Source organism: Bradyrhizobium sp. (assembly GCF_004799445.1).
GTDB lineage: Bacteria > Pseudomonadota > Alphaproteobacteria > Rhizobiales > Xanthobacteraceae > Bradyrhizobium.
In genome coordinates this window covers 1-10,402 of the sequence record NZ_SSNA01000116.1, presented here as the reverse complement: position 1 = coordinate 10,402, position 10,402 = coordinate 1, and the positions used below count along the sequence as shown (strand labels likewise).

At 62.7% G+C, this 10,402-nt stretch carries 10 protein-coding genes, 1 tRNA gene and 2 pseudogenes; 5 read left to right on the top strand and 8 right to left on the bottom strand.

Annotation, left to right across the window (positions count from 1 at the left end; all coding sequences use genetic code 11):
* Positions 1 to 59: 59 nt before the first annotated feature.
* Both E8A46_RS15950 and E8A46_RS15945 read left to right on the top strand, forming a co-directional pair.
* Positions 60 to 136 (top strand) — tRNA-Arg (locus tag E8A46_RS15950).
* A gap of 138 nt (positions 137 to 274) precedes the next feature.
* Complete coding sequence (locus E8A46_RS15945) at positions 275 to 463, top strand: hypothetical protein (RefSeq protein WP_291562451.1); 189 nt, start codon at positions 275 to 277, stop codon at positions 461 to 463.
* 29 nt (positions 464 to 492) lie between these two features.
* Here the strand turns inward: E8A46_RS15945 and E8A46_RS15940 are convergent, their stop codons facing one another.
* The 3 genes and pseudogenes from E8A46_RS15940 to E8A46_RS15930 all read right to left on the bottom strand — a co-directional run.
* Entirely contained in the window at positions 493 to 1,230 is a 738-nt protein-coding gene (locus E8A46_RS15940) for a thioredoxin family protein (protein ID WP_291562448.1), read from the bottom strand.
* Positions 1,231 to 1,254: 24 nt separating this feature from the next.
* Positions 1,255 to 1,722 (bottom strand): SRPBCC domain-containing protein, encoded by a 468-nt coding sequence (locus E8A46_RS15935; protein ID WP_291562445.1) that lies wholly within the window; start codon positions 1,720 to 1,722, stop codon positions 1,255 to 1,257.
* 137 nt (positions 1,723 to 1,859) lie between these two features.
* Positions 1,860 to 2,051 (bottom strand): annotated as a pseudogene (locus E8A46_RS15930) (helix-turn-helix domain-containing protein); the annotation flags it as partial.
* 271 nt (positions 2,052 to 2,322) lie between these two features.
* Between E8A46_RS15930 and E8A46_RS15925 the strand changes: the two are divergent.
* Entirely contained in the window at positions 2,323 to 3,159 is an 837-nt protein-coding gene (locus tag E8A46_RS15925; RefSeq protein ID WP_291562442.1) for a hypothetical protein, read from the top strand.
* 46 nt (positions 3,160 to 3,205) lie between these two features.
* Here E8A46_RS15925 and E8A46_RS15920 read toward each other — a convergent pair whose 3' ends face one another.
* A complete protein-coding gene (locus E8A46_RS15920) occupies positions 3,206 to 4,183 on the bottom strand; it encodes a tripartite tricarboxylate transporter substrate binding protein (protein WP_291562440.1) in 978 nt (325 codons plus the stop codon).
* A gap of 138 nt (positions 4,184 to 4,321) precedes the next feature.
* On the opposite strand from E8A46_RS15920, the gene E8A46_RS15915 reads away from it, so the two are divergent.
* Entirely contained in the window at positions 4,322 to 4,741 is a 420-nt protein-coding gene (locus tag E8A46_RS15915; protein WP_291562436.1) for a VOC family protein, read from the top strand.
* 112 nt (positions 4,742 to 4,853) lie between these two features.
* On the opposite strand, the gene E8A46_RS15910 is transcribed toward E8A46_RS15915, so the two are convergent.
* The 3 genes from E8A46_RS15910 to E8A46_RS15900 form a co-directional block, all read right to left on the bottom strand.
* Complete coding sequence (locus E8A46_RS15910) at positions 4,854 to 5,951, bottom strand: HD domain-containing protein (protein ID WP_291562434.1); 1,098 nt, start codon at positions 5,949 to 5,951, stop codon at positions 4,854 to 4,856.
* 199 nt (positions 5,952 to 6,150) lie between these two features.
* Positions 6,151 to 8,466, bottom strand: coding sequence for a molybdopterin cofactor-binding domain-containing protein (locus E8A46_RS15905; RefSeq protein WP_291562431.1), 2,316 nt, complete (start codon positions 8,464 to 8,466; stop codon positions 6,151 to 6,153).
* Complete coding sequence (locus E8A46_RS15900) at positions 8,463 to 8,951, bottom strand: (2Fe-2S)-binding protein (protein WP_291562454.1); 489 nt, start codon at positions 8,949 to 8,951, stop codon at positions 8,463 to 8,465. Before E8A46_RS15900 ends, E8A46_RS15905 begins: the two co-directional genes overlap by 4 nt.
* A 453-nt stretch (positions 8,952 to 9,404) precedes the next feature.
* On the opposite strand from E8A46_RS15900, the gene E8A46_RS15895 reads away from it, so the two are divergent.
* Positions 9,405 to 10,079 (top strand): dienelactone hydrolase family protein, encoded by a 675-nt coding sequence (locus tag E8A46_RS15895; RefSeq protein WP_291562428.1) that lies wholly within the window; start codon positions 9,405 to 9,407, stop codon positions 10,077 to 10,079.
* 204 nt (positions 10,080 to 10,283) lie between these two features.
* Here E8A46_RS15895 and E8A46_RS15890 read toward each other — a convergent pair.
* A pseudogene (locus tag E8A46_RS15890) lies at positions 10,284 to 10,402 on the bottom strand (polysaccharide export protein); the annotation flags it as partial.

Here is a 10,402-nt window from a genome sequence, read left to right as displayed (position 1 = left end):
CGCTTTAGCCCTTGCAGCCCGTTGCCGAGGCCCGGCCAATCGGCTAAATGAACCTCCACGCACCCGTAGCTCAGCTGGATAGAGCGTTGCCCTCCGAAGGCAAAGGTCACACGTTCGAATCGTGTCGGGTGCGCCAGAAATCCATCGACTTTTGCGGGTTCCGGGCTGACGCGGCGCCCCCGGCGAGCTGCCACAGCGCAAATCCCGAACACAGGCGCCCGCCCAAGCCATTCGCGCCAACGGAAAGCGCGCGGCCAACGAAAGCGAAGCCCAGATGAGCGAGCGAATTGAGACCCTGAAAAAGGCGCGCGAACGCATGACCGAGGACCGCGATGTCTTTGCAAAAACCCTCGCCGCCCCGTTCGACCGCGACAAGGCCGAGCGGGCGCGGATCAAATTCATCGAGACCCAGGTGCTGATCGACGCCATCGATCGCGCCATTGCCGGCGAGCAGACCAGCTAGCACCGCCGTCGTCCAGCGACCCGCGTGAGCTAGCTCTGGCAGCAGGCCGCCGTGGCGGCCGAAGGCTCATACTGGTCACGCAGCCGCAGCCAGGCCATCGGGTAGGACAAGTCTTGTTCGTGGCGGCCGAGCGGGGTCAGGTCGAGGTAGTGGTAGGCGGCGTTCATCATGTCGAGGCCGCGCGCGAAGCACGAATAGGTATGAAAAACCGAACCCGCTTCGTCGCGATAGAAGATGCTGATGCCCGGCGCCTCCTCCACGCCGAAGTCCGAGGTACCGAAATTATAGACCCTGGCGCCCGGCTTGATTTCGTCCGGCCTGAACGAGACCGCGTAGTCGTAGTTGAAATCGGTGTTCGCCGATGAAAACCAGTCGAAGGTCCAGCCCATCCGCGCCTTGAACGCGTCGAGCTTTGCCAGCGGCGCGCGCGAGATCGCGACCAGCGTGGTGTCGCGGGCGGCGAGATGCGGGGTCATGTGGTCGAATTGGTCGGCCCAGAACGAGCAGCTCTTGCAGCCCTCGTTCCAGTCGGGCGCGAACATGAAATGCTGCACCACGAGCTGGCTGCGTCCCTTGAACAAATCGGCCAGCGTCCTCTTTCCGCCTGGCCCATCGAAAACATAGCTCTTGTCGACCCTGACCCATGGCAGCGCGCGGCGCTCCTCGCTCAGCCGGTCGCGGGCGCGGGTAAATTCCTTTTCATGCGCCAGATGGACTTTGCGGGCTTCGATCCATTCCTTGCGGGAGACGATCTTGTGCGGCTGCATGGCGGGCTCCGTGCCTTGCGGGGTTCAGGCGGTAAATCTCTCAAGTTTGTCGAGCGCACCGATCCACCCGCGCTCGTGGCCGTCGCGCGCGGTCTGATCGAACAGCTGCTGATGGAGAAGGGTGAGCAGCGTGCCGTCGCCATCGGGTTGCAGCGAAACCGTCACCAGCGATTCACGCTCCGGGGTCGAATGCCAGGCCCAGCTGAATACCAGCCGCTGGTTCGCCACCACCTCGCGGTAGACGCCGCCGACTTCGTAGTATTCGGCATCGGTAGAGAAGCTGACGCGAAAGCGCCCGCCGATCCGCGCGTCGATGTTGGCCTGAAACGAGCCGGGCTTCGCGTCCGCGCGTCCGAACCATCGGACTATTTTTTCCGGGTCGGTCCACGCCGCGTAGACTTTCTCAGGCGACGCATTGAGACGACGCTTGAACGAGAGGCTTGGTCTGGTAGCGAGCCCGGCATCGCCGGCAACACTCGATTTGAAGGCCATTTTTCTTCCTCCACGAAAGCGGCAAGGCGGACCAGGTTTTCCGACCAGAACCGCTGGTAGCGGTTTAGCCAGTCCATCGCCTGCTCCATCGGCCCGGCCGTCAACCGGCACGCCACGATGCGGCCGGTCTTCGCCCGCGCGAGAAGGCCCGCGTCCGACAGCACGCCGAGATGCTTCATGATCGCGGGCAGCGATATTGCAAATGGCTGCGCCAGGTCGGTCACCGAGATGCTGTCATGCTGGCCGAGCCGCGCCAGCAGCGCCCGCCGGGTTGGGTCGGCGAGCGCAGCAAAGGTGCGGTCCAGGGTGTGACCTCTATACTTAACCATATGGTTTAGTATAGAGCCGACCGAGCCGGTGTCAATCGCGTTTCGCGGAAGCCTCGGTGCGTCCCGAAGGATGTCCAAAGTACGTGCCAACGCGGCTTCACGCGTGCCACCTGTGGTTAACGGCGTCAGAACACGGCCAACAAAGTTAGCCGGAAAAATTAAACGGCACTGCAATTTCGCATCAATATGATGCCGTTTCGACAACCGGCTCGGCGTCCGATCGCCAATCATCTATCTCCGAAGGCAAACCGACACGTACAGGGGGACAATCATGCGCAAATTATTGCTGGGCTCAGTGGTTTTCATATTTTCGCTTGCTCCCCATCTTGCCGGCGCGGGTCCTCGCTCGGTTCAGGTCGAGCCGCCGCAGGCGTTACCAGCCGGCTTTGAAACCTATCGTGGTTATGTTTTCGACCTGTCCGAAAATTCCGAACGCAAGGATGTCGCCGCCATCGCCGACGCGCTCCGGCGTCAGCTCGACGTCGTGGAGAGCGTCGGCCTGAGCCCGAAGGTGGTGCAGTTTTTCCATACGGTGCCGATTGTCGCCAGCGAGATGACCTGTCTGGACGAGGGAGCCGGGGTCGCTTGCTACGGCCCGCTCTCGCCCGAGAGAAACCAGCGCATGTCCTCCAGCTTCACGACCTGGGATGAAGGCAAGCTGCGCTGGAGCAATCCGAATCTCGTTGATTTGGCCGCCGATGCGGGACCTGGCGTCATCATGCTGCGTCCGGTCATGCTCAAGCATGCCGAAGACCCCGTCCTGCTTCACGAGCTTCTCCACGCCTACCACGCCAAGCTGATGCCGCAAGGGTTTGATAATCTGGGCATCAGGGCTTACCACGGCGACGCCATGGCCAAGCACGTCTTCGGCAAAGAAGAATATGCCATGAAGAACCACAAGGAATTCTTCGCCGTGACCGCGAGCATCTTCCTTGCGGGCAAGGAATCGATGCATGAGCCCAAAACGCGAGCGCAACTGAAAGAGAAGCTGCCCAAATACTACAAATATCTCGTCGAACTCTTCGGCTTCGACCCGGAACCCGAGCCTGCAAAGGCCACCCCGGTGGCGGAAGAATCTTCCGACAAGGCAGGTTCCGGCGGCACCTGACCTCACCCTCGTCAGCGCCGGATCCCCGCGCGCTGACGCAGCCGGTCTATTCCACCTTTATCCCGGCGTATTTGACCACCTTCTCCCATTTTTCGGTCTCCGCCGCGATCATCGCGCCGAACGCTTCCGGGGTGCTGATCAGCGGCTCGCCGCCGAGTTCGGTCAGGCGCTTCCTGATCTCCGGCTCGGCCAGCACCAGGTTGATCTCCCGGTTCAGTTTCTCGATGATCTGGGGCGGGGTCTTGATCGGCGCGCCCATGCCGAACAACGCGCTTGCCTCATAGCCCGGAACGGTCTCGGCGACGGTCGGCACGTCAGGCAGTTGCGGCGACCTCGTCGCCGTTGTCACGGCCAGCGCCCGCAATGCGCCGCCACGGACATGTTCGATGATGGAGGGCATGTTGTCGAACATCACCTGGACGCGGTTGCCGAGCAAATCGGTGATCGCAGGCGCCGCGCCCCGGTAGGGCACATGCAACATTTTCGCGCCCGACATGGCCATGAACATTTCGCCGGATAGGTGCACCGACGTGCCGTTGCCCGACGACGCCAGGTTCACTTTGCCGGGATTGGCCTTCGCATAGGCGATGAATTCGGCGACGGTCTTCGCCGGCACTTCCTTCGCAACGGTCATCACGTTCGGGACGCGATTGAAGGAGGCGACCGGCGCGATGTCGCGGATGAAATTGAAGTTGAGATTGGCATAGAGCGAGGCGTTGATGAAATTGGCGGGATTGACCAGCAGCACCGTGTAGCCGTCGGGGTCGGCCTTGACCACGGTCTCGGTGCCGATGTTGTTGCCGGCACCGGGCTTGTTCTCGATCACGAATTGCTGGCCCAGCCGCTCCGACAGCCGCTGTCCGATCAGCCGGGCGATAATGTCGGTCGAGCCGCCGGCCGGATAGCCGACAATGAACCGGACCGGCCGGGTCGGATAATCCAGCGCAAAGGCGGCGCCAATCGGCGAGGTGAGGGCGCATAAGCCAAGTGCAACCAGACCTATCGCGGAGCGGCGTGACGCCATGCGTTGTCTCCCTGCGGTGCCGAACCCGCCTCGAGCGGTTCGATCTTGTTGAATTAACGACGGCCTGCGTTGTAACAAACAAACCGCGGCGCGGCCAGCTTGGCCGGTCTATGTTGGGACACGACGAAAGGATCGCTTATGCCGGTTAAAGTCAACGCGCTCGATCACATCGTGATCAACGTGTCCGACGTGGCGCGCTCCGCCGAATGGTATCGAAAGATCCTCGGCATGGAGATCAGGGTTTTCGACCCCGGTCAGGGCAAGACCGTCAGGACATCGCTGATTTTCGGCAACCAGAAGATCAATGTGCGGCCGCGCGGCGCCGACAAGGTCGAGTGGTTCACCGCCGACCATGAAACCGCCGGCAGCGACGATCTGTGCTTTCTCACCTCCAGCACGCCCGAGCAGGTCGTGGCGCATCTCAGGGCGTGCGGGGTGGCGATCGAGGAAGGTCCGGTGGCGAAACAGGGCGCCCGCGGCATGCTGCGCTCGGTCTATTGTCGAGATCCCGACGGCAGCCTGATCGAGATTTCTTCGTATCAGGAGGTTCCGGCCTAGGACTTAACGCCTGGGGCACGGGGTACCGGGCTGCGTCATTGCGAGCGCAAGCGAAGCAATCCGGCAAGCGCCAGGAAAGTATGGTTCGTCGCTTAGGGACGGCGAGGGTCGTTCAATAGGCCCCCAGGGTCACCGGCCGGAACGCCTGCAGCAAATGCGGATCGAGCTTGTCCTTCATCTGCTCCATGATCGCGAACGCCTTGGCGTGGGTGAACGGCACCCGGTAGGCCCGCGCTTCCACCAGCGCTGAATAGATGTCGACGATCGTGGTCAGCCGCACGATGTCGCTGATCCGATCGCCGCGCAGGCCATCGGGATAGCCGGTGCCGTCCAGGACTTCGTGATGGTGCAGTACCACATCCAGCATCTCCGGCGGGAAGCCGCCCGAGGCTGCGAGAGCATCATAGCCGAGCCGCGGATGTTTGCGGACCTCGCTCATTTCCTCTTCGGTGAGAGTGCCCGGCTTGTCCAGAATGGCTACCGGGAGGAACGCCTTGCCGACGTCGTGCAGCAGGGCCGCGCGCGTCAGGCGGCGCTGGTCGTCCTCCCGCATGCCGAGATGCTGGGCAAACGCAACGGCAAACCCCGTCACAAACAGGCAGTGGCGATAGGTGTCGGTGTGATGGCAGCCGACCGCGGTCAGCCATTCCCGCAGCGAAGAGTGCTTGATGGCTTTGAGAATCTTGTTTTCGGCCGCCACGATGTCGCTGAATTTCAGCGGAACTCCGGCCGGAAGCTTGTTGAATATCTTGACCATCACCTCGTGCGCGGCGGCAACGCCTCGGTTCAAGGTTTTGCCGCGATCCGTCTCGTCAAATCCGTGGGTGTCCGGAAATGCGGCGCGGATCCGCTGCAGGATGCCCTCGGCGTCGAACGGCCGCGCTATCGTGTCCGTCGCGCCCAGCGCCCACGCCTGCATCGACCCGTGGTGGAGGGCGTCGGCGAGAACAAACAGCCGCGGCATCGCCCGGTAGGCTTCGGAACTCAGTTTGTTTCGAACCCGCTGCACGCTTTCGGCCGAGCGCAGATTGATATCGACCACGATCCCCGCGAAATGACCGGCCGGCGCGTCGGGAAGATCCGAAGTCGAGACGGTATCCACCTCGCTCACGGATCGCAGGATACTCGCCAACTCGAGGCTTTGGTCGCCGTTATCGGATGCCAGCAGCAGCCGGCGTTTGGATGAAGTCGGGTTGGCTTGAGTGGACATAGACCCTCGTTGACGGATGCAGGCGACCCGGCGACAAGCTACCGACAAGACATTCCCCGCGGCTTAAGAGAGATTGTGAATGCGGGCCTTTTGCTGAAGATAAAATTTGAACGAAAGCCCCCGGGGCGACACCCCGGACACAAAAAATCCGCCGGAGGAAGACCTCCGGCGGATCGTTGTCGTTATCGGCGTTGCCGACTTATGCCTTCGACATCGCCGCCTTGACCGCCTCTGCCGTGATCGGCAGCGCACGGACGCGGGCGCCGGAGGCGTTGTAGATCGCATTCGCAAGCGCGGGCGCGATCACCGTCACCGCCGGTTCGCCGACGCCGGTGGCGTGCTCGCCATTGGCGATGACGCTGACGGCGACTTCGGGCATCTGGCTCATCCGCAACGGCGTGTAGGTATCGAAGTTGGTCTGTTCGATACCGCCGTCCTTCAGGGTCGCCTTCTCGTACATCGCAAGCGACAGCCCCCACAGCGCCGCGCCCTCGACCTGGGCGCGGATGTTGTCGGGATGCACCTGCGTGCCGACGTCGGTGGCCACGGTCAGTTTCTTGACCTTGACCTCGCCGCTTGGCGCAACCGCAACATGGGCCACGCAGGCGGTCCAGCTTGCGGTCTTCCTTTCCTGCGATGACACGCAGGCGACGCCCATGCCTTCGCCCTTCGGCAGTTGCTTGGTGCCGTAGCCGGCCATGCCCATCGCCGCGAGCAGGGTGTTGCGCAGGCGTTGCGCGCCACCGGCGTTGTCGCCCTTACCGTCGAGCAGGTCGATCCGGAACTGCGCGGGGTCCTTGCCGGCGGCGTGGGCGAGTTCGTCGACCATGCTTTCGACCGCCCAGAAGGTCCAGCCCGGTGCGACCGACCGCAATTGGCCCGACGGGGTGGCGTTATGCGCCATCTCGTTGAGGATCGCCCGGACGTTGTGGTTGGGCACGGAGTAGAAGAAGTCCGCACCATTCACCGTGAACGCGTCGAGCGCGCCCTTCTTGTCGACCGAAGGCGACAGGAAGTCGGGGATGCCCCAGCGCTTGGTCGGCCAGGCGGCCACCACGTCGTGGTTCATCGCGACCAGCTTGCCGTCACCGTCAAGACCGGCCTTGATCTTCTGGAACGTCAACGGACGCGAGAAGTCCATGGTCATGTCGTTTTCGCGCGAGTAGATGATCTTGACCGGCTTGCCAACGGCCTTCGCCGCCTGCACCGCCGGCACCATCATGTCGCCTTCGAGGCGCCGGCCGAAGCCGCCGCCCAGCCACATCTGGTGCAGCACGACAAATTTGGGATCGACCCCGGCGGCGCCGGCCGCGATCCCGCCCGAGCGGGTCGCAAACTGGTTGCCGGAATAGATATGCCAGATATCGCCTTGCTGCTGCGCCGTCGCCGTCATCGGCTCCATCGGCGCATGGATGTTGATGCTGGTGGTGTATTCGGCCTCCAACACCTTGGCCGCCGTGCCGAACGCCGCGGCCGTATCACCGTCCTTGACGAAGAACAGGCCGGAGTCGTCGAGGCCCTGCAGCCGCTTGGCTTCGGTGAGCAGCGATTCGCTCGACAGTTTGGCGTTGGGTCCACCGTCATAGCTGACCTTGAGCGCATCCGCGGCCTTGCGGGCGCCGGCATAGGTGTTGGCCACCGCCACCACCCAACCGGTCGTCGTCGCGGTCTTGTCGTCGAGCACGACCGCCTTGATGAAGCCCGGTACCTTCTTCGCCTCGCTGTCGTCGACCGATTTCACCGTGGCGCCATAGCGCACCGGAGGCGTGACGACCTTGCCGTACACCATGCCTGGCAGCATCACGTCGATGCCGTATTTGGCGGTCCCGTTGGTCTTGGACGGAATGTCGAGCTGCGGAACCGAAACGCCGATCATGGTGTATTGGTCGGGCGTCTTGAGCTTGATCGCCTTCAGTTCGTCGGGCGTGAAGGTCTTGGTGGCCTTGCCGCTCTTGACGATTTCCGCGAACGTCATCGACTTCTTCGTCTTCGGATGGGTAACCGAGGATTCCCTGACGACCAGTTCGTCCTTGAAATAGGGCGGCAAGCTCATCGCTGCGGCCGCAGCCTCCGTCAAGGCAATGCGCCCCGCCGCACCCGCGCGGCTCATCGCATCGAAGTTCATCATCGTGCTCCAGCTGCCGCCGGTGACCTGCGCGCCGAGCACGGGGTCGTTGAACTTCGGATCGTTGGAAGCGAGCTGAACCCGCACGTCCTTCCAGCTCGCGCCGAGTTCCTCGCAAATGATCTGCGCCATGGTCGAGGCAATGTGCTGGCCCATGTCGGCCTTGCCGCAGGTGACCGTGACGATCCCGTCCGGCGCGATCGAATACCAGACGCTGGGATCGAAATTGCCGGTCGCGGCGAACGCTTGATCGGCCCCGAGCAGGCCGGGGACGGCGGAATAGCCGAGCGCGAGACCAGCGGCGGCGGAGCCGACGAGGAACGAGCGGCGGCTGAGATCGGCGGGCTCGCGATCGACAATAGTGTTGGTGGTTTTCACGTGCGTATTCATGTTGCTCTCCGATCGGTAGCCGTGGACGCGGTGCGCATTTCGGAGGCCGCACGCATGATCGCCTTTTGGATGCGCGAATAGGTCATGCAACGGCAGAGATTGCCGTCCATGTGGGCCACCACTTCGTCCTTGGTGGGGTTGGCGTTCTTGGAGAGCAGCGAGGCTGCCTGCATGATCTGTCCGGATTGGCAGTAGCCGCATTGCGGAACTTGCTCCGCGATCCATGCCTTCTGCAACGGATGATCGCCCTTGGCACTGAGTCCTTCGATGGTGGTGATCTTCTTGCCGACGGCATCGCCGAGCTGGGTCTGGCAGGATCGCACGGCCTCGCCGTTGATGTGAACGGTGCAGGCGCCACACAGTCCGGCGCCGCAGCCGAATTTCGTGCCGGTCATCTGCAGTTGTTCGCGGATGACCCAGAGCAGCGGCGTATCATTCGCCGCCTCGACGGGCATATTCCGTCCGTTGATATTGAGATTAGGCATGGTCTCTTCCCCTGCCGGTGCATGAAGCCGCTTACGGCGGCAACTCACTTGTTGGTATTGGCTGGCACCCACCGGGCCGATGCCAGTAGCGTGCAGAATGATCGCGATCCATTCGGGAGGCAATGCAATTTGGAATTGGTCGAAGAAAATAAAATTCCAAACCAATGTTGTGCGGTGCGGCAATGATGGTGTCATATTGCATCACCGGATTTGGCGAGCGTAGCTGCGGTCGTAAAAAGCGGCGGCTTGCCGGGTGGGCCAGTTCCCACAGTCCAGGAGACCGAGATAGAATGGGCCGCAGCTTTGTCCCCAACTCCGCAGGGCGCAGATTGACCGGCTGGATGGGCGATGCGGAATACGACTGGGCTGGCAATGCTAGGCGGGCTGGCGCCGGATACTTTCCAACTCCACCGCAAACAACTTGGTGCAACTCTCGAAATAGATGGATGACCCGTGGGACACGACATCACGCTGACGGCTTCGGACAATTTTCAACTGGGCGGCTATCGCGCCGACCCCGCCACTACGCCCAAGGGCGCGGTGGTGGTGATCCAGGAAATCTTTGGCGTCAATCACCACATTCGCGCGGTCTGCGATCGCCTGGCGAGCGAGGGCTATGTCGCCATTGCGCCCGCGATCTTCGACCGCGTCGAGCGGAATTTCCAGTCCGGCTATTCGCCGGATGAGGTGGCGGTGGCGCGCAAGTTCGTCGCCAACCCCGATTGGGCGGCGATGCTGCGCGACACCCAGGCTGCTATCGATGCCGTCAGGAGTGTCGGTCGGGTCGGGATCATCGGGTTTTGCCTTGGCGGCAGCGTCGCCTATGCTGCCGCCACCAAGCTGTCAGGCCTGTCCGCGGCGATCGGCTATTACGGCGGCGCGATCGTTCGCTTTGCCGACGAAAAGCCGAAAGTCTCGACCCAGCTGCATTTCGGCGAGAAGGACGCCGGCATTCCGCTCAGCGATGTCGAGACCATCCGCGCCAAGCGGCCCGATGTCGAGATCCACGTCTATCCGGGCGCGCAGCACGGCTTTCACTGCGACGAACGGGCAAGTTACGACAAGACGCGTGCGGATATCGCCTGGCCGCGCAGCATGAGTTTTCTTGCCAAGCATTTGAGGAAATAAGACGCGCTCACTTCTCGGGCGTCATTCCGGGATGGTCCCAACGGGTCGGCGCTCGCGCCGCCCGATGACAGGCTCCGGACCAGACCTCAGATGTGCAATTGCCCATCAGGGAATCTCGAGATCCCGGGTTCGCTCGTTTCACTCGCGCCCTCAGCGACAAGTGCTTCGCGCTAGCGCGAAGATGACGAAGTACTTCGTACTTCGTCAGAACCAGCGTTCGCCGACCAGCACCGTGTCGCCGGGGCTGAGCGGGGTGCCGAGCGGCACCACGGCGCGGCTTGGTCCGGCATTGTCGGTGTGGGTCAGCGTCACGCTGTCGCGCC

Coding starts and splice junctions, on each gene's coding strand:
- E8A46_RS15945 (WP_291562451.1), top strand. CDS start 275: ATGAGCGAGCGAATTGAGACCCTGAAAAAGGCGCGCGAACGCATGACC.
- E8A46_RS15940 (WP_291562448.1), bottom strand. CDS start 1,230: ATGCAGCCGCACAAGATCGTCTCCCGCAAGGAATGGATCGAAGCCCGC.
- E8A46_RS15935 (WP_291562445.1), bottom strand. CDS start 1,722: ATGGCCTTCAAATCGAGTGTTGCCGGCGATGCCGGGCTCGCTACCAGA.
- E8A46_RS15925 (WP_291562442.1), top strand. CDS start 2,323: ATGCGCAAATTATTGCTGGGCTCAGTGGTTTTCATATTTTCGCTTGCT.
- E8A46_RS15920 (WP_291562440.1), bottom strand. CDS start 4,183: ATGGCGTCACGCCGCTCCGCGATAGGTCTGGTTGCACTTGGCTTATGC.
- E8A46_RS15915 (WP_291562436.1), top strand. CDS start 4,322: ATGCCGGTTAAAGTCAACGCGCTCGATCACATCGTGATCAACGTGTCC.
- E8A46_RS15910 (WP_291562434.1), bottom strand. CDS start 5,951: ATGTCCACTCAAGCCAACCCGACTTCATCCAAACGCCGGCTGCTGCTG.
- E8A46_RS15905 (WP_291562431.1), bottom strand. CDS start 8,466: ATGAATACGCACGTGAAAACCACCAACACTATTGTCGATCGCGAGCCC.
- E8A46_RS15900 (WP_291562454.1), bottom strand. CDS start 8,951: ATGCCTAATCTCAATATCAACGGACGGAATATGCCCGTCGAGGCGGCG.